The 24,989-nt window shown below is 50.5% G+C and carries 17 protein-coding genes and 2 pseudogenes; 17 read left to right on the top strand and 2 right to left on the bottom strand.

Annotated elements, in window-relative coordinates; all coding sequences use genetic code 11:
* The 17 genes and pseudogenes from I2H81_RS06670 to I2H81_RS06590 all read left to right on the top strand — a co-directional run.
* Positions 1–1,612: pseudogene (locus I2H81_RS06670) on the top strand (hypothetical protein); the annotation flags it as partial.
* A 178-nt stretch (positions 1,613–1,790) separates the two neighbouring features.
* Positions 1,791–4,826, top strand: a complete 3,036-nt coding sequence (locus I2H81_RS06665) for a L,D-transpeptidase family protein (RefSeq protein WP_117638171.1) — start codon at positions 1,791–1,793, stop codon at positions 4,824–4,826.
* Between the two features lie 185 nt (positions 4,827–5,011).
* Positions 5,012–8,179 carry a hypothetical protein gene (locus tag I2H81_RS06660; RefSeq protein ID WP_195644980.1) on the top strand — a complete coding sequence of 1,056 codons (3,168 nt, stop codon included), beginning with the start codon at positions 5,012–5,014 and terminating at the stop codon, positions 8,177–8,179.
* 216 nt (positions 8,180–8,395) lie between these two features.
* A complete protein-coding gene (locus I2H81_RS06655; protein ID WP_115596199.1) occupies positions 8,396–9,373 on the top strand; it encodes a glycosyltransferase family 8 protein in 978 nt (325 codons plus the stop codon).
* Positions 9,374–9,377: 4 nt separating this feature from the next.
* Positions 9,378–10,304: a glycosyltransferase family 2 protein gene (locus tag I2H81_RS06650; RefSeq protein ID WP_006236225.1), complete on the top strand. Its 927-nt coding sequence runs from the start codon at positions 9,378–9,380 to the stop codon at positions 10,302–10,304.
* 21 nt (positions 10,305–10,325) lie between these two features.
* On the top strand, positions 10,326–11,600 hold the full coding sequence (locus I2H81_RS06645; RefSeq protein ID WP_138341626.1) for a lipopolysaccharide biosynthesis protein: 1,275 nt from the start codon (positions 10,326–10,328) through the stop codon (positions 11,598–11,600).
* A 77-nt stretch (positions 11,601–11,677) separates the two neighbouring features.
* Positions 11,678–12,373 (top strand): glycosyltransferase family 2 protein, encoded by a 696-nt coding sequence (locus I2H81_RS06640; protein WP_082222965.1) that lies wholly within the window; start codon positions 11,678–11,680, stop codon positions 12,371–12,373.
* Positions 12,374–12,384: 11 nt separating this feature from the next.
* Positions 12,385–12,735: a DUF2304 domain-containing protein gene (locus I2H81_RS06635; RefSeq protein ID WP_082222966.1), complete on the top strand. Its 351-nt coding sequence runs from the start codon at positions 12,385–12,387 to the stop codon at positions 12,733–12,735.
* Between the two features lie 4 nt (positions 12,736–12,739).
* Positions 12,740–13,534 carry a glycosyltransferase family A protein gene (locus I2H81_RS06630; protein WP_082222967.1) on the top strand — a complete coding sequence of 265 codons (795 nt, stop codon included), beginning with the start codon at positions 12,740–12,742 and terminating at the stop codon, positions 13,532–13,534.
* Positions 13,535–13,589: 55 nt separating this feature from the next.
* On the top strand, positions 13,590–15,068 hold the full coding sequence (locus I2H81_RS06625; RefSeq protein ID WP_040360056.1) for a DUF2142 domain-containing protein: 1,479 nt from the start codon (positions 13,590–13,592) through the stop codon (positions 15,066–15,068).
* 13 nt (positions 15,069–15,081) lie between these two features.
* A complete protein-coding gene (locus I2H81_RS06620; protein ID WP_195644979.1) occupies positions 15,082–17,358 on the top strand; it encodes a glycosyltransferase in 2,277 nt (758 codons plus the stop codon).
* A gap of 108 nt (positions 17,359–17,466) precedes the next feature.
* Positions 17,467–18,366 carry a glucose-1-phosphate thymidylyltransferase RfbA gene (gene rfbA / locus I2H81_RS06615; protein WP_195644978.1) on the top strand — a complete coding sequence of 300 codons (900 nt, stop codon included), beginning with the start codon at positions 17,467–17,469 and terminating at the stop codon, positions 18,364–18,366.
* A gap of 103 nt (positions 18,367–18,469) precedes the next feature.
* Complete coding sequence (locus I2H81_RS06610) at positions 18,470–18,700, top strand: DUF6718 family protein (RefSeq protein WP_089573667.1); 231 nt, start codon at positions 18,470–18,472, stop codon at positions 18,698–18,700.
* 98 nt (positions 18,701–18,798) lie between these two features.
* On the top strand, positions 18,799–18,984 hold the full coding sequence (locus I2H81_RS06605; RefSeq protein ID WP_089573662.1) for a hypothetical protein: 186 nt from the start codon (positions 18,799–18,801) through the stop codon (positions 18,982–18,984).
* Positions 18,985–18,986: 2 nt separating this feature from the next.
* The gene (locus I2H81_RS06600) at positions 18,987–19,583 is read left to right on the top strand and encodes a hypothetical protein (protein ID WP_195644977.1); all 597 of its coding nucleotides are present in this window, start codon (positions 18,987–18,989) and stop codon (positions 19,581–19,583) included.
* Between the two features lie 20 nt (positions 19,584–19,603).
* Positions 19,604–20,623, top strand: coding sequence for a dTDP-glucose 4,6-dehydratase (gene rfbB / locus I2H81_RS06595; protein ID WP_195644976.1), 1,020 nt, complete (start codon positions 19,604–19,606; stop codon positions 20,621–20,623).
* A 122-nt stretch (positions 20,624–20,745) separates the two neighbouring features.
* On the top strand, positions 20,746–22,200 hold the full coding sequence (locus I2H81_RS06590) for a sugar nucleotide-binding protein (protein WP_195644975.1): 1,455 nt from the start codon (positions 20,746–20,748) through the stop codon (positions 22,198–22,200).
* A 37-nt stretch (positions 22,201–22,237) separates the two neighbouring features.
* On the opposite strand, the pseudogene I2H81_RS06580 reads toward I2H81_RS06590, so the two are convergent.
* Positions 22,238–24,650, bottom strand: a pseudogene (locus I2H81_RS06580) (YfhO family protein).
* The gene (locus I2H81_RS10405) at positions 24,634–24,981 is read right to left on the bottom strand and encodes a hypothetical protein (RefSeq protein ID WP_229108107.1); all 348 of its coding nucleotides are present in this window, start codon (positions 24,979–24,981) and stop codon (positions 24,634–24,636) included. Before I2H81_RS10405 ends, I2H81_RS06580 begins: the two are co-directional and overlap by 17 nt.
* Positions 24,982–24,989: the final 8 nt, after the last annotated feature.

Here is a 24,989-nt window from a genome sequence, read left to right as displayed (position 1 = left end):
GGGCGTCGGCTGGCAGGGCTGGGACACCCCCTCGGCCTCCGAGGGCGGCACCACCGGCCAGGGCCGCGCCGTCGAGGCCGTGCGCCTGAGGCTCACGGGCTCCCTCGCCAAGGACTACGACGTCTACTACCGCGTGCACGCCTCCAACATCGGCTGGATGGCCTGGGCCAAGGACGGCGAGGAGGCCGGCACCACGGGCTTCGGCAGGAGCGTCGAGGCCGTCCAGATCAGGCTCGTCAAGAAGGGCGACGCCGCCCCCTCGTCCGACGGGGCCAACGTCGACTACGCCTTCAAGAAGAAGCCCATGTCCCTGACCTACCGCGCCCACGTCTCCAACGTTGGCTGGCAGGGCGCCGTGTCCGACGGGGCGACCGCCGGCACCACCGGCCGCGGCCTCGCCCTCGAGGACCTCAAGCTCTCGCTCGACAGTTCCGACTACTCAGACGGCTCGTGCGTCCAGATCGACGCCCACGTCTCGGGCGTCGGCTGGCAGGGCTGGGACACCCCCTCGGCCTCCGAGGGCGGCACCACCGGCCAGGGCCGCGCCGTCGAGGCCGTGCGCCTGAGGCTCACGGGCTCCCTCGCCAAGGACTACGACGTCTACTACCGCGTGCACGCCTCCAACATCGGCTGGATGGCCTGGGCCAAGGACGGCGAGGAGGCCGGCACCACCGGTATGTCATGCTCTCTCGAGGCTGTTCAGATTAAGCTCATTAAGAAGGGTACCTCCCATCCTGATACATCGGGCTATCCCCATCTTGAAATACCTACGGTGACGTATTCCGCTCAGGTGAAAGGTGCTTGGCAGAATTATGTCCCTGCCGGAGAGGTGTCCGGTACGACCGGTCAGGGAATTCCCATCACCGGGTTTTCGGCTAAAACTACTTCATCTGTTGCCGGCGGGATTGCTTATCAACTGCATCTTTCGAATGTAGGCTGGACTTCTGGCAAGACAAACGGGGAGCAGCTTTCGTCTACCGCTGAATCTAATTCGGTTGAGGCTATTAAAATTTCTCTTTCTGGTGACTTAGCAACCTATTTTGATGTTTGGTATAGGGTCCATGTCGATAATGTCGGCTGGCTTGGTTGGACTAAAAATGGTGCCGTTGCCGGTAGCACTGGCTATGGGACGCATGTCCAAGCTGTTCAAGTTCGACTTACAAGGAAGGGCGCCAATGCCCCCGGGAGCACCGTTTCGCCATGTTTGCTTGGGCAGCCTTCTGCGTTTGCAAATCCTATGCAGAAGAAGATTGTTGATCTTGCCCGACAGGTACCGTCTCCTGGCCCGGGATTGTGCTCCGAGTGGATTGCAGATATCTACGAGCGTGCCGGATTTAGGAACGTCCATACAGATGCCTGCGATTACTACTGGGATTATTGTAAATTCACCGATTATTCTCAGCTGAAAGTTGGAATGGTCATTGCCGTTCCTTCGCATACGCATACCCGCATGGGCAGCATTTACGGTCACGTTTGTCTCTATATTGGCAATAACCAGGTTATGGATAATGTCGGTCAGATCAGGACGCTCGATATGGCGTACTGGTTGGATTATTATTCCACCTCATATAAGCCAAAGTGGGGTTGGTATGACAACGTGCCGCTTGCATAGCTGATCGAAAGTCATGCCTTCGCACAGGTTCTAGCAGTTACTCTGGTTAAAAACGAACGGGTCGTTTTGCAACGGTCCGTTCGTTTCTATTTAAGTGCCATTCACGTTTTCGGTATTTAAGCAATTGCCGAAACGATAAATAATGATGCTAAAGATGGTCGATTGATGGGGAAGTCGAATGAAAAAGACGCAACGACTGCTAGCAACGGCAATGACGCCATTACTGATTCTTCATTGTCTTCTGACGCCCCTTTCTGTCTGGGCTGATTCTTTACCGGTGCAGCCGGAGTCTACTGATTATTCCAATAGCGCCGCCAGCAGCTCGGAAGACGAGAGTTTCGTCCTAAATGATGAACAGCAGGGGGTTGAAGTCGAGCAGCCGACTGTGTCAGACAATGATTCTCCCTCATCCGTTTCTAGCGAGTCTGCTTCCAATGCGACTGATTCGCCGAAACCCGAAAATGATGTATCCGCTGTCTTTGGTTCTGTTTCATACCAGACTCATGTACAGGATATTGGCTGGCAGGCTCCCGTTTCAAATGGAATGACGGCTGGCACAACAGGTCGTGCTAAGCGCGTTGAAGCCCTCAAGATCAATCTGCTTTCACAAGATGGCACCCCTTTGGGGAATGACAGCATTTCGGTCCAATCACACATTTCCGGGATCGGCTGGGAGCCTCAGCCGGTGGGTAACGGGCAGACATCTGGAACAGTTGGACAGTCGCGAGCCATCGAAGCGATCAAGCTATCTTTGTCGGGCGGTCTTTCTGACTCGTATGACATTTGGTATCGCGTTCATTCTGCAAATGTTGGTTGGCTTGGCTGGGCCTCAAATGGTGAGCCTGCTGGAACACAGGGCTATGCTTATCAGATCGAAGCTATTCAGATAAAGGTGCTTCCAAAAAATGCTCAAGATGCGCCAGCGCGAGGCGATGCCTTTAGGGACCATTCCCAGGAACCGCCTACTGTTTCCTATCGATCTCATATCTCCAATGTTGGATGGATGGGTGTTGTCGCGGACGGAAAGACATCGGGGGTCATTGACTCAAGAAATGCAATCGAGGCACTGTCGCTTAGTGTTAATTGGTATGGCCACGGAGGCTCTATTTCCTCTCGCGCGCACGTCTCTGGCATTGGTTGGCAAAGCTGGTCTTCAGGTACTGTTGGCACGACCGGGCAGTCTCGGTCAGTTGAGTCCGTTCAGTTTAAGCTCAATGACGAGATATCTGCAACTTACGACATTTGGTACCGTGTGTATGCTTCCAAATTGGGCGGATGGTTGGGCTGGACGTCCAACGGGTCTCCTGCGGGCTCGGTGGGGAAGGGTGCCGCCATTCAGGGTATTCAGGTTATGTTGGTCGAAAAGGGCTGCTCTGCTCCTGGAGATACAGCGAATCATTTTATTGGAGCTACGGATGTTCTGAGTGGCAGTTCGTATGGCCTTAATGGCAATAGCTTGGGCACTGTGCAGGGTAAAACGATTTTAATGGGTTCCGAGAGCGGCTCTGAGCCTTTAACATCGCTTTCTATTTCGTTTGATAATCAAGAGACTTCAGGTTCAATCGGTTATTCAGGCTGCTATGAATTTAGTGGATGGAGCGGAGTTGTTTCTGACGGTGCCGCGCTCAATTCTAAAAATGATGGCCGTACTTTGAAGGCCGTGAGATTGACTCTTACTGGTGATTTGTCTAATGCCTATGACGTTTGGTACCGGTGTTTTGACTCCAAAAAAGGATGGCTTGGCTGGGCGTGTAATGGCGCGGATGCGGGGGCAACGATACCGGGTTCATTCCTTAAGGCTGTCGAAGTAAGGATTATCAGTAAAGGCAGTGGCGCTCCCGGAGTAACGGACGGAGCATTTGTTTCCGATACTTCCGCCGATTGCGCTCATGTTGTTTATCAGGCCCATTCCGCTAGCCGTGGGTGGTTTCCATCTGTTTTAGATGGGCAGGATGCCGGCACAACGGGAAAATCGCTTTCGCTTCAAGCTCTGAATGTGGTGCTGGCCGGTGTGGATGATGATTCTCTGGTTGAGGCACGAGCTCATGTTGCCAATATTGGTTGGCAGGAATGGCGGTCTGCCGGTTATGTTGGGACCGTTGGACAAGGATTGGCCATTCAGGCTCTTGAGCTGCGCATTAATGGTCCCCTCGCGAATCAGTATGACATCTACTATCGAGTTCATTCGGCTGGTTATGGTTGGTTGGGTTGGGCCAAAAACGGCGATTCCGCTGGAACTACCGGGTTAAATATCCAGATAGAAGCTGTCCAAATTAAGCTTGTCGCGAAGGGCGGGAATCCTGGCTCATCGTCTGCGCCCGCATTTATCTCTGCTCCAGCTCTAACGCTCCAGGCGCATGTCGCCACGCTTGGTTGGATGAATCCCGTTGGCAACGGTGGTGTTGCGGGCACAACCGGCAGATCGCTTGCTATTGAGGCGCTGAAGTTGAATGTCTCCAGTAGCGTATCAGGCGGTATTGAGTACTCCGCCCATGTACAGGATGTGGGCTGGCAAGGTTGGACTTCCAATGGGAATGTCGCTGGCACAGTAGGCTGCGCAAAGCGTATCGAGGCTCTTAAGATTAAGTTGACCGGTGATTTATCGAACTACTTTGATGTTTGGTATCGAGCATATTGCCAAGACTTTGGGTGGCTCGACTGGACCTCAAATGGGCAGCCTGCGGGTACGTCTAGGATAGGCTGCAGAGTCGAGTCTGTTCAAGTGAAGATTGTTCCCAAGGGCGCTGGTGCTCCCGGTTCTACTGCGCGTCCGTTTACTGACCAGCCCTTGTTGCCGGCAGATATGATGACTATGCTTAATCGAGCTAATAGATATTCGAGCAGCACAAGCTGGCTCATTATGGTTGACAGGCAAGCATGCCGCCTTGGAGTTTTTCGTGGACAGCGCGGGTCGTGGAGTTACGCTCAATACTGGACTTGCTCTACCGGCGCCCCTAGTACTCCAACGCCTACGGGTGAGTATACCGTCACCGGCAAGGGCTACTCGTTTGGACATGGGTATACCTGCTACTACTACACGCAGTTTTACGGTGACTATCTGTTCCATTCAATACCGTACTACCAGGGAACTTTTAATCCCATGGACAGCCGAATGGGAATGCATGTTTCACAAGGCTGCGTGCGTTTGCCCATTGATCGCGCTAAATGGATTTGGGATAACGTGCCCCTTGCTACCAAGGTGGTAATCTACTAACTATTCCCGTAAGCGGTGAGAGCTTGTTAGAGGGCCCTTTCCTGTTGCCGTAGTCTTGGCAACAGGAAAGGGCCCTTGCCGTTGGATTAGGCTCCTTTTTCTTCGTTCACCTAATTGGTGACATTAATGAAGCTAACTCCCGATAGTATGGTTATTGACGACCGTCTATCTAGGAGGCGATTCTTTTGATAAGGCAATTTAGAGCATTTATTGTTCTGATTTCCTGCTTCATGACGATGCTGCTTTTGAGCCCTTTGGCTTGTTGGGCAGATCAAAATGTTGGTTCCAACGAATATGAATCCGTTCCAGAGACCCAATCCGACCCCTCGGATCAAACTGCTGCTGTAGCCGATGAAACGGCGCCTTCGATTGATGCTACCGTGGAGCCCAAAGAGGCGGCCCCGGACGTCAGCTATAAATCTCACATTTCAGGCATTGGTTGGGAGCCGACGTTTACATCGAATGGCTCGACCTCTGGCACAACAGGCCAGTCCCGTAGGCTTGAAGCACTCAGGGTTTCCCTCCCTAATTCAGAAGACCTTGGTATCGAATACCGCTCTCATGTTCAAAATGAAGGCTGGCAGGATTGGGTTTCTAATGGAGCCGTCTCCGGCACAACGGGAAAGGGCCTTCAGATTGAAGCCGTCGAGCTCAAGCTGACGGGCAACAGGGCGGCTTCTTATGACCTGTATTATCGCGTTCATGCTTCTAATTTCGGCTGGCTTGGATGGACTTCAAATGGGTCGACTGCGGGAACCACCGGTTGGTCTTATGCCGTTGAAGCAATACAGATCGTCATTGTAAAAAAGGGTGACGCGGCGCCCGGCGATACTGCTGGTGCCTATGTCCCATATGTCTTTAATTGCTCTCTTTCTCAGGTTGGGGAGACGACTAAAGTAACCCTGAATATTCCGCAGATCGAGGATATAAAACGACTCGGGATCGCTGATTCGATAAAGGTGGCAGGCTCCATGTCGTATGGAGGGAGGGTCACCCGTTCCGTCTCAAGCACGATTGCACTCGGAGATCTGGGCTCTAGCTCCAGTGAAATTGAATTTAGCGATTATGGTCCGTTTGACGTTACGTTGCAGTATTTGAAGAACGGAAACATCGTTCAAGAGGACCATCAGTCAATTGGCATTTCTGCGAGTGAGTACAACCTTGCCCCTTTGAGTGCTTCTTTCCCCGTTGTTCTCTATTCGCTATCTTTCTGGGATATCAGTACCTCTTCTGCTGGAACGACCGTTCCGTCAATTGTAATGCTCGATCGTCCAAGTGCCTATAACTGGAACTCGCTTCCATCCGGGATGTACGGTCTTCCGTATCTGACTCATGAGGAGAATGCTTCTAGTTCGAGCTATCAGGCGTTCGCGGATTATGTCGCTGCTCTCTACAAGATCAATCCCAAGGCAAAGTTCAATCTGTATATCAATGACATCACCTGTTCGTTGATCCATAGGATGATTTACGCCAACAAGATTCCCGCAGGCCAATACTCCATTCGGCTGTTGTCCGATGGATCCGCCACGTATGTCTTTACCAACGAAGCCTTTGACGTTAAGGATCCAGATTCTAAGCAAGCGGAGCTGATTACTTTATGGAACGCCGCCAAGAATAAGGAATACGAAACCGGTGAGGTCTCAAAGTCGTATAGCGATTATCACGATCACTGGGATTCTATGTATGCCGTGCTGAGTATTGAGCCTGGCACTCAGTGGTGGATGACTCGAACGAATCTGTTTACGAGTGGTGACGATAATGCCTTTGCGAATAAGATCGCGTCCGATCCCGGCGTTAAGAAGGTGAATGTTTCGGGCATGCTTACGAGCCTGCAGAATAGGGGAGAGGATACAGTCCAAGCGTTTAAGGCGCTGTACAACTTTAACGATGGCTATTTTGATGCGGCGACTCAGCAGGGCAAAAAGGTAATGATGCTGCTTGGAACGTACGTTTCTTACGAGCAGAATTTTGACGACTATGCCAACTTGACCGAAGTTATCTATGGCGATGACTATTTGTATTATTACAAGGGGCATCCAAACACACCGACGGGTATGTATCCCCAAAAGCAGGAACAGCTTGACCGTCTTGGCATTACCGATGTCGATTCTTCCGTCGCTGCAGAGCTGATCCTCTTCTTTAATCCGGAGATCGGTCTGTCTGGTTATGGGTCTAGTACGTATAACTCGGCCAGTGCCGATGCTGCTGGTGGACTTTGGAATTCCACAAAGGCCGAGGCCTTGAAGCCGGGTGCCGTCATCGATTATTCCATTATGGATTGGTTTGCTTCTCCGATTACCGAAGACACGGATGCTGCTATCAGATCCCTTTGCAAACAGGGAGACTCTTGCTATCTCGTAGAGTTTTCGGATTCCATACTTGCTTCGGCAAATTACGACTTTGCTATCTATTCGCACAATAGCGGTGCTCTGACTTATTTCAAGAAGGGCGAGTCGGGCTATGATGTTGTTAAGGTGTCACGAGGCCCTCTTGACGTCTTGGCAACTTCGCATGTTTCAAATGACGGCTGGCAATCGGCCTCTAAGGGTGGAAATGCTTCCGGTACCGTTGGGCAGTCAAAAGCCGTCGAGGCTATTACTCTCAATCTGCAGAATGCTCCCTATGATGGTGCATTGGAGTACAGGACACATGTTTCCGATTATGGCTGGCAGGGCTATGTGAAGGAGGGGAAAGTTTCTGGTACTACGGGCCAGAGCAAGTCTGTCCAGGCTATTCAGATTCGCCTGACTGGTGAGATGGCCAATCACTATGACGTTTATTATCGAGCTCACGTTCAGGATAAGGGATGGCTCGGTTGGGCCTGCAATGATCAAGTTGCCGGAACGACCGGTTTCGTTTTGAGGCTAGAGGCATTTCAGGTCGTTTTGGTCGAAAAGGGTTCGCCCGCTCCTGGGGATACGAGTCAGCCCTCTATTCAGAGAGCGTTTTCAATCAAGGCACATGTTTCAAACCTTGGTTGGCAGTCGCCTGTTTACGAAGGCATGACCGTTGGCACAACTGGCCGAAATCTTGCTGTTGAGGCGTTGACGATTAGCAAGCCTGACCTAGGGTATTCCGGCGGCATCGAGTATCGAGCTCACGTTCAAAATATCGGCTGGCAAAAGTGGGTCAAAAATGGAAAGGTTGCCGGTACTACGGGGAAGTCTCTTGCTGTTGAGGCTGTTGAAATAAAACTGACGGGAGATCTTGCCAAGCATTATGACGTTGTCTATAGGGCACACGTTCAAAGCAAAGGTTGGCTAGACTGGGTTAAATCGGGCGAGTGTGCCGGTACAACTGGTGAGGCTCTGCATCTAGAAGCGCTTGAGGTTAGGCTGGTTGAGAAAAGCTAAATATAGATCCAATTTGCCTATATACCAACGCTAATGAAGTGGGGGTGAATTGATGGGGTTGTAGTCCCCTCAATTCACCCTCCTTAGTTGCAAGTTATTTGAAAGAGACAAACCGTGCTAGACTTTATCCTTTGTGTAAGGATTTCGTTTCGGCCTCTTTCATTAAGTCGTCATCATTAATTTCTATTGGGTGAATTAAGGTGAAGTTTGGTAATCATGAATTTGCTTTATACGGTTGATAACAATTTTGTCCCACAGTTGGCCGCCAATATTTGCTCGGTTGTTTCAAATCATTCCGGTATTCAAGACATTACTTTTCATGTCTTCTCTAATGGCATTACAGAGGATAACCAGCGTTTGCTCCAGGAGATGGTGACCGAATACAACCAAAACCTTGTATTTTATGATATTTCGAACTTCAAAGATGCTCTCGGGTTTGATTTTGATACATCGGGATGGAATGAAATAGTTCTTGCTAGGCTTTTGATGGCACATTTTCTACCTAATGAGATCGAAAGAGTTATTTACCTCGATGGCGATACGATTGTTCTTGGGGATATTGCTCTTCTTTGGAATCAAGATCTTAAGGGTTGCGTGGTTGGAATGGTTCCCGAGCCAACGGTCGGCCCATCTCGACTTAATGATTTAGACTTAAATGGCTGTCTGTACCACAATGCTGGCGTGTTGCTCGTTGATTTAAAGCAATGGAGATCAACTTGTTGCGAAGATCAATTATTGGATTATTGCGAGCGCCGCTCAGGACGCTTGTTTGCGAATGATCAAGATGCTCTAAATGCAGTACTTAAAGATAAGATTTGCAGTTTATCCCCTGCGTTCAATTATTCCAATATCTTTGACTACTATCCGTTTATATTCTTAAACTCGTTAATGCCGGGCTTTTCGGATGAAAACAGTTTTAATACCGCAAGATCGAAGCCCATCGTTGTCCATTATCTCGGCGAAGAGAGGCCATGGCGGCGGGGGAATACTCATCGCTTCAATAATGAGTATCACTTTTATTTATCAGAAACGTTCTGGAAGGACGCGAAAGATGAAGATGGTTGGGGCGCTTATTTTCTTGCTTGGCGGACTTTTAATTTCCTAACCAGGCCTTTTCCTCAGCTTCGTTATAAAGTGATCAGCGGGTTGATTCCCGCATTTCTTAAATATCGTGCCTCGCAAAGAAATAAATAGGATTATGGATAAAATCAAAGACAAGTCTGTTTGCATTGTTTTACCCACATATAACGGCGGAAAGTATTTGGCCAAACAGCTTGATAGTATCTTGGAGCAAACTTGGCCTAATTGCTCCGTCTATATTCGTGATGATGGTTCAACGGATGAAACTGTTGAAATTGCACAATGGTACTGTCGGTCAAACTCCAGCATTCATTTAATTCAAGATTCAATCGGTAATCTTGGGTGCCCAAATAGTTTTTATGAAATTATCAAACGGGTTCCCGAATATGACTACTATGCATTTGCCGATCAGGATGATATTTGGAAGACCGATAAAATTGAACGGGCAGTCAGGGCAATTGAAAATAGTGGAGACAAGGTGCCGACTGTCTACTTTTCTTCCTTTTCATATGTAAACGAAGATGGCGAGACGATACGCGAGTCGGCTCCGCAGGACAAGTACCTCTCTTTTCATAACACCTTGTTTTATACTCCCGGACTAGGCTTCACGATAGTATTTAATCGCCTTGCCTGCAGGGCCTTTATTCTTGAGGTAGATCCAGGGAATGAAATGCATGATCGCTGGCTGATTCGGTGTGCTTCGGCATTTGGAAAGGTATTGTTTGATTCCGTCTGTACGGCTTCACATGTTCGTCATTCCTCTGCGGTCACGTCTGGAGATAATCGTTATTTTGATCTTTTAAAGACCTATTTTAAGGACGAGCTATTTGGTGATAGATCGAAAGATGAGAGTAAAAAGTTAAGCCATTTTTCTGCGGTGTTTTATGATGAGCTTAGTTTTGAGCAGAAACATGAGCTTGATATTTTCACCAATGATGATGGGATTATTTCAAGACTTAGGAAAGCATTTTTCCCAAAGCGTCTGCGACCTACTTTGATTTCTGATTTACTTCTTCGCGTTTTGTTTTTATTCAACAAGGCCTGATGATCCACTGCTGGAGTGATTGTGTCTAATAGAAAAACGAAAGAACTCTCTGTTGAGCAGAGTCTTGTTTGGAACAGCGTCGGCTCGATGGCGTATTTGATTTGCAACTGGCTGATTACTGTTCTTGTGGTGACACTTGGTTCCGACATTAGCATGTCTGGTAGCCTTGCTGTGGCTATGTCTGTTGGTAATATTTTTGCGACCATTGTTTTGCTTAGAGCGCGCCCCGTTCAGGTTTCTGAGAGCTATTCTGATTTTACGACTGGGAATTTTATCGCTCATAGAATCGTTGCAACAATACTTGCCTGTGTAATTTGCTTCTTCTATTGTTTAGTCTCTGTTGCATTCAACGATTGGGCAGTTGTTGCTGTTTATTGCCTATTTAAAGCTGGTGATTCATTTGTCGATGTTCTTCACGGTGTGGATCAGGTAAACAACAGATTGGACATTGCGGCTATCTCTCAAATAGTTCGTGGCGTAGGAGTTCTAGTCTCCTTTTCGTTGTGCTTGTTGCTATTTGATAACTTGGTAATAGCCGTTGCTTCAATGGCTTTTGTTACCATAGCTGTTGTGCTTACATATGATTTTAGAATGACAAAACGGTTTTGTGCCGTTATACCTGATTTTGATTTTACTTCCCTTATCAAATTGTCGCGTATCTGCTTTCCCGGTTTTGTTGCATCTCTTGCGTGCACGGCTGTTGTTAGCGTAACAAGACAGTTCTATGGCCTTTCCTATGGAAATGAGGCGTTGGGTTTTTATGCCGCCGTTGCCACTCCGACTGCCGTAATTCAGGCTCTCGTATCTTATCTATATGCCCCCCTGCTTGGACCTATTTCGGCAATGTGGCGAGAAAACGAAACTCACCGATTACGCTTAGTATTTATTAAGATGCTCGTTTCCGTATTCGTTTTGACGGCGATGTGTGCCATGGCTAGTGCTTTCATAGGCGAACCTGTGCTTACTGCTATTTATGGCAAAGAAGTTGGCCTTCACTCAGATTATCTTCCGTTGGCACTCGTTGCTACCGCATTCACTGGTTTGAACTTTTTCACTATTGATGTCTTTATTGCATTTGGGAAACCGATTATTGGCACGATTTCTGGTGCCGCTTCGTTAGCGTTGGCCGTGTTTCTTTCTCGTTATTGTTTTGTGAATCCGGTATTTGCTTCTGATGCAAATGTCATCAATATCATTATCTTGGTGGCATACGGTTTTGGATTATTATTTTCCTTCCTTTGTATAATTAACCTATTAAATCGGAAGGCGAAGCAATCTGTCACATCCGAACTGTAAATTCGCTCTCCTTGTTTCGATAGGGTTTTTCAGTTCGACTTGGGCTGTTTGATTGATATTCTGTACTGAGGATTCAGATGATGCATGAATTAAGAGCGCTGGTTATCATCCCAGCTTTTAATGAAGAGGCGAACATTTTAGATACGGTTTCTTCTGTGGAGGAAGCTGGATACGATTATGTAGTTATTAACGATGGCTCCACTGATGACACTTTGCGTGTTTGTCGCGATGCGGGGGTTAATGTCCTGGATTTACCGCAGAATCTTGGCATTGGAGGCGCGGTTCAAGCCGGACACAAATATGCCAAACGCTTTGGCTATGATGTAGACATCCAAGTTGATGGTGATGGGCAGCATGACGCCCATTACATATCGCGCTTGCTTGATGAAATAAATAATGGGTCTGATTTAGTTATCGGATCGCGATTTCTTGAGGAATCTGAAGGCTTCAAGTCAACCTTCTTGAGGCGTCTTGGAATTAGATGGCTCTCTGCGGTAATTCATCTTACAACTCACGTTCGTGTTAGCGACCCCACTTCTGGTTTTCGCGCATGTGGATCTAAGGCCATAGATCTGTTCTGTAAAAAATATCCCGTAGACTATCCGGAGCCGGATTCTGCTGTTGCGGCTATGGTTAAGGGCCTTCGCGTTACAGAAGTGCCTGTCGTAATGAAAGAACGACAGGGGGGAAAGTCGTCAATTTCTGGTTTTAGTAGCATTTATTACATGATAAAGGTTACTTTGGCGATTATCATCTCTTCATTCTCGAATTAGGACGGGTTGTTATGCATATTTCCTTACAGTTTGGTGTCATTACTGCTTGTTTAGTTTTGCTTTGTTTTGTGCTGCGTCTTGTATTAAAGGATAGCCTTCAGCTCAAGTATTCACTTCTTTGGATTGTTCTTGCATTGGTTTTGTTGGTATGCGGCCTCTTTCCGCAACCTCTTTACTTCATTTCAAGTTTATTTGGTTTTCAGACTCCAGCCAATTTTGTTTTTGTCTTAGGGTTTTTATTTTTGATATGCATTGTTCTTTCTATGGCATGTCTGTCAAGTAAACAATCTTCTGCAATTGCTAACTTAACTCAACGAATTGCATTGCTTGAAAAAGAGCTTGAATCAAAAAACAGGGAGTAATGCCATGTGCTTGGCAAAAGATCATACATTTGTATTGTGCGCATACGGCGAGTCTCCGTACTTGTCTGACTGTTTAGATTCTTTAGTGAACCAAAGCACCCGAAGTAATATCCTTATATCGACGTCAACTCCTAATTCCTATATTGATCGTATAGCGTCTAATTATTCGATTCCGGTAATTGTTAACGAGGGGTCGCCTAGCATATCTCATGACTGGAATTGTGCTATTGCGAATTCAAATACAAAGCTTGTGACTATAGCTCATCAGGATGATATCTATAGCTCTAGTTATACGGAAACTATGCTGCGGGCTATGAAAGAAGCGGATCGACCTTTAATCTTCTTTTCTAATTATGGTGAGATAAGAAATGGCGTATATGAAGAAAACCTCCTTATTCTGAAAATTAAGAGAATTTTACTTCGTAAGTTTGCTCGCCACGGCGCTCTTTCATCGGTTAAGGATAAAAGGGATATCCTGAGGTTCGGTTCCGCCATCTGCTGTCCTTCTGTGACATTTAATCTAAGCATCTTACAGACACCGTTATTTATGACAGACATGAAATGTGACTTGGACTGGGAGGCATGGGAAAGATTCTCGAAAATCGACGGATCTTTCGTTTATTCTCCCGAGGTTTTAATGTTTCATCGAATTCATGAAGGCTCTGAGACTACGGCGTTGATTAAAGATGATACAAGGAGGTCGGAGGATGAAACTATGCTTCAAAAATTCTGGCCCAAGTGGTTTGCTCCAATAGTCTGTAGCCTGTATTCGCTTAGCATGAGAAGCAATTCTTTATGACGCTGCAACAATGCCGGCGTAAGTTGAACATTTATCGAGACGGAGTTGTAGAGTTATGAATCTAGATACCTTTACTGGTCATCTGAAACTATCTGATAGTTATCGAAAAGCTCTGACGTTTATCGTTTATCCACTTATAGCTGCACTCTCTCTTTGCTTGGGATTTTTCTACTATTGCGCCTTTAAAGCCAGCGCTATCGGATTGCCTGGGCTATGGCTCTCGGCTCTGCCCTTAATCGCCTGCTTGTTCGTTGGTGTCCTATTATTAATTAAAGAGCAGCACAATCCCGCAATTTGCTTTGTGGTGATTGGTGTGCCCGCTGTAACTGCTTTTGGCCTTTTCATGCTGCCCGCTAATGTTCCAGACGAGGCTTCTCATATTTGGCAGGCGGCCGCCTTATTGTCTCGTAACGGCAATGGCTTTGATGTTGTCTCTTGCTTCCAATTGGGTCAGTTTCCTTCATCGTACGCAGATTATTTTAATGCAATGACTCAGCCTACCGATTGGTCTAGCGTCTTTGTGTGCCATACGTATTTGGGGAGCTATTACCCTCATCTTTATTTAATTCCGGGAGTAATTCTAGGATTTGCGCAGCAAACGGGTTTCAATGCCTTTGTGGCCCTTTCAGTTTCGCGCGTGTGCGCTGGATTAATATATTGCTTCGCGGCTTATTGGATAATCAAACTGATGCCAGTTGGTAAAAATGCTGTTTTGATTTTTTTACTAAATCCCATTTTATTGCAGCAGGAAGCGTCTGTTTCGGCTGATTCTGTCGCAAACATTGTTGCCATTTTGTACGTTGCTGTAGTTGTTAAGATTTATGCGGACTCGTTGTACTCATATCGATCTCTGCTGGCGTTAATACTGCTATCCGTTTTACTGCTTCTTTCAAAGATAATGTTTTTCCCGTTGGTACTCTTGAATCTTATTCACTGGAAAAAACTTAAAGGAACAGACAGCTATATAAAGTTCATCTTTTCCTTCTTTGCGATAGCTTTTGTTGCGAGCTGTGCGTTCGTGTCTCTTTATCATGGTAGTTTCATGCCAGATTCTTTTGATTTGATGCGAGCGCCGCTGCATTGCGCAAAGGTCTTTATTAAGTCTATTTGGGAGATGGGGCCATTCTGGTTTCAATCCTATGCAGGTTACAATCTTGGCGCTCTTTCGATTAATGTTTGGCCATTTTGTTTTTGGCTTTACATCATTCTTCAGTCCGTTGTTCTGTTTTATAACGATGAGAATAATAAAAAATTATTCTGCAGTACGGATCGCTTTGTAATGATTGCTGTTGTATTCGTCAATTTCTTCCTGATTGTTATGACGATGAGGAACTGGACTCTTACTGTTGATAAGCGTGAAGATATTATCATGGGGGTCCAAGGACGATATTTATTCCCACTGGTCCTTCCGGTTCTGTTGAATATCTTGCGACCGATAAAATCAAGTTCTGAAGGACATGTCTTGCTTGGTTCTTCATTGATAATGAGTACTATTCTATTTGTTGACTTTATTTCAATTCTTTCTGCGTTTTAGGAGTTAGTGTTTCATGTTGAACCTTCTTGAGGGCATTGGTTATACCGTTAAAGAAGAGGGATTTTATAACGTCCCCAAGAAGGTCTCTCATGTGCTCTCAATTCATAGGCCTCGACTTGATTTCAGCTCTCGCCAAGACAATTCTTTTTTTGACGTCATTTTCATTAATGGATGTGATTATTCCGTTCCGCATCCTATTAGGTACCGTGTCGATCATCAGATTGAGGAACTTGAGGCTGCTGGCTTAACGGTTCAAAAGGTTAATGCTTGGGAGATGAAAAAAGATATTCTTAGGCATGCGCGAACTTTCATTATTTTCCGTTGCCCCCTGAGTGATGAAGTTGAATCTTTAATTATTCAGGCAAAAAAACTCAATAAGCGTGTGATTTATGACATCGATGATTTGGTTATCGACACTGCTTATACCGATTCTATTCCGTTCGTTAAAGCAATGGCTGCACATGATAAGTCTTGCTATGACGATGGCGTTAGACGAATGGGTGAAACGCTGAAGCTTTGTGATTGCGCTATCACTACTACCGAGGGAATGGCGGACGAATTAAAAAAATATGTTCCCAGGGTTTATATAAATAGAAATGCAGCATCCGAATCGATGATTGATTATTCGAATATTGCTATCTATCGTCGAGATGTACTCCCCAGTTTGCAAAGCTCAAGCGTCTTGCCTGAGGATAGGGTTCCATACAAGCGAGCGATTGAGCGTAGGAATGAAAAACAGAAAACCCAGGAAATCAGAATTGGATACTTCAGCGGAAGCATTACCCATAATGCAGACTTCAATTTAGTGCTCCCTGCATTATCTAAGGTAATGGAGACTCATCGCAACGTCACCTTAATGGTGGGTGGAGAACTTGATGTTCCCGATGATTTGATGGCATTTTCCGATCGTATTGTTACATTCCCATTTTGTGATTGGCGCCGACTTCCAAATTATATTGCCTCCTGCGATATCAATATCGCTCCTTTGGAGAACACTCTCTTTAATCGTGCTAAGTCCGAGAATAAATGGATTGAAGCATCGCTTGTTAAGGTTCCCACGGTTGCAAGTAATGTTGGCGCCTTTAAAAAGATGATTCAGGATGGCGTTACTGGTTTTCTTTGCGATGATTATGAGGACTGGTGCGCTGTTCTCGACCGTTTAATTATAGATTCTGGTCTTAGGAAGAGCGTCGGCGAATCTGCATACTTATTCTGCCATGAGCATTGCACCACTGTTTCGGCCGCAAAAACGATTCGAGATATTATTGTAAAAGAGCAATTCCCCAATCTCGGAATGGTTATGCCAAGTGTGAACACTAGTGGCGGTGTCTTAGTTGCCCTTAAGCATCTGTGCATTCTTCAAGACGCTGGCGTTGATGTACTAATACTTAATACTGATGATTCAACAGAGTGGCTTGAAGTTTTTGGGCATCGTATTCCTGTCCTTAATCGTGTAGTTCCTAGCGGTAAATTAGATAAATGTCCGTTGTCGGGTGCAATCGATACTGCGGTTGCGACTCTTTGGGATACTCTAGATTTTGTTAAACGGTATCCCCGTATCGGAAAGAAAAAGTATTTGGTTCAGAATCTGGAGACTGATTTCTATCTTCCTGGAGATAGGCTACGACTCCAGGCGAATGCTACGTATCTTAATGACGATATTGACTATCTGACGATTTCGCCTTGGTGTGAGGAATGGCTTTCGGATAGGTTTGGTCAAAACTGTAAGTCGGTGCCGAATGGACTTGACCTTGCCTCGTTTCCTCATTCTAAGCGTGATTTCTCTCTGCCCAAAATTCGGATTTTAATTGAGGGCGATTGTGGCTCGGAATATAAAAACGTTGATGAAGCTTTCAGAGTCGTTGAAAGGCTTGACTCTGAGAGATTTGAGATCTGGTATATGAATTACACTGGTAAGAAGAAGTCATGGTACCGTATTGATAATTTCCTTGGCAGGGTTCCGCATGACCAAATTTCGGACATCTATAATCAGTGCCATATTCTATTAAAGACTAGCATTCTTGAAAGTTTTTCATATCCGCCGTTGGAGATGATGGCGACGGGTGGGTATGTTGTTGCTGTTCCCAATGGGGGCAATGCAGAGTTCCTTCGTGATGGGTCGAATTGCTTGCTTTACAGCCGTGGAGATATTGAAGCTGCGGTGAGCTGCGTCAATCGTATCGTTAATGATGACGAGCTTCGGGAGACGCTGTATGACGAGGGATTGAAGACCGCGGAGGAGAGGGACTGGTCAAAACTGACGGATAAAGTCGTTTGCCTATATGACTGATGCTATAGTTTGATTTGATTGATGCGTATCTGCGGCTTCGTTGACCTTTAAGTTCATGTTGCCGCAGATATGTAATGTCTGGCTGCTTTAATTCTAAGGAGTTATGTTATGAAAGGCATCATCCTCGCCGGCGGGTCCGGCACGCGCCTGTACCCGCTCACGCTCGTGACCTCCAAGCAGCTGCTGCCGGTCTACGACAAGCCCATGATCTACTACCCGCTGTCCACCCTCATGCTGGCTGGCATCCGGGACATCCTGGTCATCTCCACGCCGACGGACCTCCCCAACTTCGAGCGCCTGCTCGGGGACGGCTCGCGCTACGGCGTGAACCTGTCCTACGCCGAGCAGCCCTCGCCGGACGGCCTGGCGCAGGCCTTCACCATCGGCGAGGACTTCATCACCGGCGAGCCGTGCGCCCTCGTGCTCGGCGACAACATTTTCTACGGCAACGGCCTGTCGCGCCACCTGACGCGCGCCGTCCAGAACGCCGAGTCGGGCCGGGCCACGGTCTTCGGCTACCACGTGGACGACCCCGAGCGCTTCGGCGTCGTCGAGTTCGACGGCGAGGGCAGGGCCGTCTCCATCGAGGAGAAGCCAGCCGAGCCCAAGAGCTCCTACGCCGTCACCGGCCTGTACTTCTACCCGGGCGACGTGGCAGCCAAGGCGCACGAGGTCAAGCCGTCGGCCCGCGGGGAGCTGGAGATCACCACGCTCAACCAGATGTACCTGGAGGAGGGGACGCTGTCCGTGGTCACCCTCGGCCGCGGCTACGCGTGGCTGGACACCGGCACCATGGAGAGCCTGCACGAGGCCGCTGAGTTCGTCCGCGCCGTGGAGCACTCCCAGGACCTTCCCGTGTCCGTCCCCGAGGAGATCGCCTGGGAGAACGGCTGGATCACGACCGCCGGGCTCGAGGAGGCCGCGAAGGCCTACGGCAAGTCGGTCTACGGGCAGCACCTGAAGAAGGTCGCCGCCGGCGAGATCGTCAACAGCCCGCGCGAGTACTAATTGCCTGGTGGAAGGGGATGAGAGATGAACGACATTCTTGAGCGTGATGGCCTTTCAGTCGACCTTCTCTCATCCCTTTCGTACTGGGGAGGCGAGTTGGCTGATGCGTTATCTGGTTGCTAAGTGGTTTTCTGAGCAAGGTTCGTTGGTAATGGCCGTTAAGCCGGGCCAGGAGCTTGTCGAGATGATGCGAAGGATAGAGGATCGTTTCGGCATCTCTGACCTTCAGCTCATTAACATCAGTCGTCCTTCCGCATATGGCGAGTATGAACCATTTGAGTTTGTCCATTCTGAGGAACAGCTTGTAAAGCGCCTTGAGCAGCAAGCGAAGTAAGAAGCTGCGTTAGAATTTCATGATAATCGGGCAATTCGAATATGTGTTCGTATTTTCGGTTATAATCTAAGTAGATATTTTTAAGGGAAGGAGGGCATATGGCTACTTCAAGTTTAAAAACACCGATTAGGATGCTCTCTCCTCAGGGCGTAAAGGCGTTGTGCGACGCATATGATGAAGGCGTAACCAAGGATTTGAAGTTCAAGCCATCGCCTTCGGATCCGTCTTTGACGCCAGACATGAAGAAGGCCATCGATTCTTTGTTTAAATCGATGGGCTTCTAGAAATGGCGCTTGTATCGTATTCTTTACTCCAATTACTTAATGCGCGAGGAGAGGACGAGGTTTCGGACGTTCTCTCCTCTTTTCGCTGTGAACGTAACAAGGATATAGAGGATTTTGTTCGTTATAACGCGTTTGATTTTAACCTGAGGGGTTTCTGTGCCTCTTATCTTGTATTTGATACAGATGCGGCCGCTTTAGTTGGCTTTTATGCCCTTGCTCTAAAGATTGCCTCCATTCCTGAGAATGTCGTTTCAAAAACAGCTCACAAGAAGTTGGCTTCTTTTGGTGAACTTAGATCAGAAACTGGTTGTTTTGATTTGCCTTGTGTTCTGTTGGCGCAATTTGGGAAAAGCGATTCAGGTATAGGTCGCGTAACCGGTGAAGAACTCATGGCTTTCGTTGAAAAGTCTATTTCTGACATACAGCGTCTTGTTGGCGGAAGGTTTGTGTTTCTGGACTCTGTCAATGAGCCTGGTCTTATTGAGTTCTATAGTCGCATGGGATACAGAGAGTTTGGCATAAGAAACAAACCTGCAGGAGAAGATTCTGATTCTGCTGAAGGCTCATATGTTCAAATGTTTAAGTACTTACATCTCTAGTAGGCGAAAAAAGGAGATTCATGTCTGAGATTTTTGAACCTAAGAACATCATCGTCACGGGCGGCTGCGGCTTCATCGGCAGCAACTTCGTGCACTACGTGGTCGACAACCACCCGGGCGTCCACGTCACCGTCCTGGACAAGCTGACCTACGCCGGCAACCCCGAGAACATCGCGGGGCTGCCCTCCGACCGCGTGGAGCTCGTCGTGGGCGACATCTGCGACGCGGAGCTGCTGGACAGGCTGGTGCCGGGCCACGACGCGATCGTCCACTACGCGGCCGAGAGCCACAACGACAACTCCATCGCCGACCCCGAGCCGTTCCTGCGCACCAACGTGGAGGGCACCTTCCGCCTGCTGGAGGCCGTCCGCAAATACGGCATCCGCTACCACCACGTCTCCACCGACGAGGTCTACGGCGACCTGGCGCTCGACGACCCCGCCAAGTTCACCGAGGAGACGCCGTATAAGCCCTCCTCGCCGTACAGCTCGACCAAGGCGAGCTCCGACATGCTCGTGCGCGCCTGGACCCGCACCTACGGCCTGCGCGCCACGATCTCCAACTGCTCCAACAACTACGGCCCCTACCAGCACGTGGAGAAGTTCATCCCCAGGCAGATCACCAACATCATCGACGGCGTGCGCCCCAAGCTCTACGGCCGCGGCGAGAACGTCCGCGACTGGATCCACACCGAGGACCACTCCTCGGCCGTCTGGGACATCCTCACCAAGGGCCGCACGGGGGAGACCTACCTCATCGGCGCCGACGGCGAGAAGAACAACATCACGGTCCTGCGCATGATCCTCGAGGCGATGGGCCGCGACCCCGAGGACTTCGACTGGGTCGCCGACCGCCCCGGCCACGACCGCCGCTACGCCATCGACTCGACCAAGCTCCAGCGCGAGCTGGGCTGGAGGCCGGCGCACACCGACTTCGCCGAGGGGCTCAAGCAGACGATCGACTGGTACGTCGCCAACGAGTCCTGGTGGCGCCCGGCCAAGGAGGCCACCGAGGCACGCTACCGCGCCCAGGGGCAGTAGGCCGGACCCCGGCGAACCGCACCGCGGGGCGCCCGCGCGGGGCCGCAGGGCATGGGGATGATCCTGCGTCCCCGCGCGGGCGCCCCCGGTTACCCAACCTCTTCGATAGGAGCTTTTCCCACATGGCAGACATCGCATTCGAGAAGGACCTCTCCGTGGCGGAGACCGGTATCGAGGGCCTGAAGGTCGTCGACCTCGCCGTCCACGGCGACTCGCGCGGCTGGTTCAAGGAGAACTGGCAGCGCGCCAAGATGACCGCCCTGGGCATCCCGGACCTCAGGGTCGTCCAGAACAACATCTCCTACAACGACAGCCGCGGCGTCACCCGCGGCATCCACGCCGAGCCCTGGGACAAGTTCATCTCGGTGGCCCGAGGCTCGGTCTTCGGCGCCTGGGTGGACCTGCGCGAGGGCAGCGCCACCTACGGGAAGGTGTTCACCTGCACGCTCGACCCGAGTAAGGCCATCTACGTCCCGCGCGGCGTGGGCAACTCCTTCCAGGCCCTGGAGGACGGCACCGCCTACACCTACCTGGTGGACGCCCACTGGTCCCTCGAGCTGAAGAGGACCTACACCTTCGTGAACCTCGCCGACCCCGAGCTCGCCATCGAGTGGCCGATCCCGCTGGACCAGGCCACCGTCTCCGAGGCCGACCTCAACCATCCGATGCTGAGGGACGTCGTCCCCATGGCGCCCAGGCGCACCCTCGTCACCGGCTGCAACGGCCAGCTGGGCCGCGCGGTGCGCGCGCTCGCCGAGGAGCGCGGCGTGGCGAAGGACTTCGACTTCTGCGACATCGACGCCTTCGACATGTCCGACCCGGACTCCTACTCAAAATACGACTGGTCGCTCTACGGCACCGTGATCAACTGCGGCGCCTACACGGCCGTGGACAGGGCGGAGACCCCCGAGGGCCGCGCCATCGCCTGGAAGGCCAACGCGACCGGGCCGGCGCTGCTCGCCCGCACCTGCGCCGCGCACGGGATCACGCTCGTCCACGTGTCCTCCGACTACGTCTTCGACGGCACGGTCGAGGTCCACACGGAGGACGAGCCCCTCAGCCCGCTGTCCGTCTACGGCCAGACCAAGGCCGCCGGCGACATCGCCGTGGCCGGCTGCCCGCGCCACTACATCATGCGCAGCTCCTGGGTCATCGGCGAGGGCCGCAACTTCGTCAAGACGATGAGGGCGCTGTCCGACCGCGTCGCCGACCCCGAGGACGGGCTCGAGCAGATCACGGTCGTGGACGACCAGCTGGGCCGCCTGACCTTCACGCGCGACATGGCCGAGGCCATCTTCCACGTGCTGGGCACGCACGCGCCCTACGGCACCTACGACTGCACCGGCTCCGGTGCCGTGAAGAGCTGGGCGGACATCGCCCGCGCCGTCTTCGAGGCCGCCAACGGAAACGGCGACAGGGTCGTGCCGGTTTCGACCGCCGACTACTACGCGAACGCCGCCGGCCCCGTCGCCCCGCGCCCGGTCCACTCCGCGCTCGACCTGTCCAGGCTCGAGTCGACGGGCTTCCACATGCCCGACTGGGAGGAAGAGCTGGGGGAGTACCTCAAGACGCTCTAGCCGTTATTAACTTTTCGAGAGAAAAAGCCGCCGCTTGTTAACGGCGGCTTTTCTTATGCCTGGCGTATAGACCCGCTGCAACAAGGGCGGCGGCGGTCGCCAGACTCACTGCAAGCCCCGCAAGGGCGCCCGGAGTCTTGTAGGTCATCACGATCTTATTCGCGCCTTTCTGCATGTTCAGGGACGACAAGCCCTTATCGGCGGCGGGCGTTAGTTCTGCGGCGGTTCCGTTTACCGTTACGTTCCAGCCCTCATCGTACGGAACGCTCAACAGCAGGGTTGCCGTCATCCTTGGCGGTATACTCGCCTTCGATCCTTCCGTCCTCAAAAACCGTCGTAATAAACTCGCTCGCCTTAAGCTCGTTAATAATCTGCTCGAAAACATCCAGATTGAGGGCGTAAAAGACCGGCTCATTGTCTTGGGGCATGTCTGTATAGCCCTCTGCGACTCCGATTGACACCGTATGCTGGCTCGGGGTGTCCGATGCATCCGCAATCTGGCGGATATTATTGTCGAATCTCCAGGCCTCGTTTTCGATTGCTCGCTGGTCGATGGTAAGGGCGACGGGCCAATAACTGCCGGCGGTCGCATCTTTGTTGATGTAGAGATACCCGATGGAGCTTGCCGGAAGAGTAACGCTCCATTGCTTTAAGCTATCGCTATTCTCCGTGCTCGCGGCCTCGATCTTGGTATAGAGCTCGACCTTGCGGCCTAGGATTTTGCTGTAGAGGTCGTTCTGCTTTTCGAAGGGGTTCTCGCTCTTCAGCGTGCTGTTTTGGATATCGCTTGAGGCTGCGACGCCAATGCTGAGCGCATAGGGGTTCTCGTACACCGAGCTTGTGGAGTCGGCCTGATTCGTCTTGGCCGAAACGTATCCTGCAGGCGCGTTTTCAGGAATGGCGTACTTAACTCCCAATAGGGCATCGACGGCGAGAATGGGCTCGGCATAACGGGTCGAGAATTCGCCGACGCTGCTGTATCCAAGGGAGTTGAGCAGTGCGATGGCCTGCGGGTTGTTGGCAGACGAATACGAAGACAACTGGTTGTACCCAAGCGCTAGGCCTTCGTTGAGGGCGGCGCTATCGGCACGCGTGGTCGTTCGATCGATGCGGTAGAATGACGCAGAATCCTGGTCTTGAATGGCTGTGATCGTGTTGGTTGCGGTGGCGACATAGGTGCTGTTGGCTTCTTCGGAATAGCCTGCGTACAGTTGGTTCCACATCACATGGGCGTTGATAAACAACTCAATTGCGGTGATTGTCAGGATTGGTAATACGACGGCTGGTCGATAGGCATGACGAAATTTGGGCTGGCCCTCGAACACCTGCAACGAATAGCCCGCTGCCCACAGCGCAAAGAAGCTCAGCAAGAAAGTCGTGCGCGAATAGAATCCGTTGGGCACGCGCATGCCGCACCAGATGTACTCGAGCGGGCTCAAAACGGAGCTGGCGACCAGGATTATCGTGACGACGAGCGTTGCGATGCGTGTCTTGATCGAAACCGTGCGGTTAAACAGCAGGCTCACCGCGAGCAGCATCATGATGACGCCGCAATAGAACTGCGGTGTACTATCGTTGTTCACCCACATGCCAGGGAGAAAGCCCCTGATGAGCGATTTGAGGCTGGTTTTAAGCAGCGGCCCGAGGGCTAGGACGGGGCCGCCCTTGGACATGGCAAGGATGGTCGGCAAAAAGGTCCAAGCGGACAGAAGTAGCCCGAGCACAATGGCGCCTGCGAATCGGAGGGCCCGATCGAGCATGAGCTTCCAGCTAAAACCTTCTTCTACAACATAATCGACAAATTCGACCAATACGAAGATGCAGAGGAACAGGATGCTGATGTAGGCCGTATACCAGCAGAACATGACATTGAGCGCCGTTGTGATGATGAGGCGGATCATGCGCTGCTTGCGGATGAGCTCGTGGCATCCGTAGGCGCAGATGGGCAGCAGGATCAGGCAATCAATCCAGAGTGGGTTGCGCAGGTTGCTGATGGTCCAGCTGCAAAACGTGAACGAGAGGGATAGCAAGAATGCGGCGGGCTTGGAAAGGTCAAAGCGCTTTTGCACATACCAAGCGCTGCTGATGTGGATGCAGCCCAGTTTGAGCGCGGAGATAACAAACGCGAAGAGCGTTAGCTTGTCTGCGGGAAACAGCACGCAGAGCAGGTTGAAGGGGCTGGCGAGGTAGTAGCTATAGAGCCCCCATGTGTTCATACCGAGGCCCTGTGAGAAGGAATAGCGAAGGTTTGCCTCGCCTAAAAGGACGCGGCGAAACCACGCGAAGAAGTCGATGTATTGGTATTTGAGATCGTTGGTGAGAAACGAGTTGTCGCCAAAGGGGTAGACATGCCCCGCCTCTGCAAGTGCGACAAAAAATGCGATGGAAAACGTGAAGCAGGCGGCGTAGAACGCCACATTCTTGAGCGTGCTGTTATTGGGCCGTGTCATCAGATTCCTCGTTGGATTCTCGAATGATATAGATGGGGCGGTGCTTGGCCTCCAAGTAGGCTTTTGCTAGGTACTCGCCAATGATTCCCAGGCACAGGAGCTGCATGCCGCCAAACAGCGTAATGAGGCAGGCAAGGGAGGGCCATCCGCCTACGGGATCGCCCCAAACAAGCGTTTTGACCAGGATGACGATAAATCCCATGATGGCGATGAGGCAGAAGACGATACCCGTGAGGGCGGCGAGGGAGAGTGGCGCCGTGGAAAACGCGACGATGCCGTCGATGGAATAGAGGAGCAGCGACCAAAAGCTCCATTTGGTCTCACCGGCCACGCGGTTGA

Source organism: Collinsella aerofaciens, assembly GCF_015561195.1.
Lineage (GTDB): Bacteria > Actinomycetota > Coriobacteriia > Coriobacteriales > Coriobacteriaceae > Collinsella > Collinsella aerofaciens_AC.
This window is presented reverse-complemented; position numbering and strand designations above follow the sequence as displayed.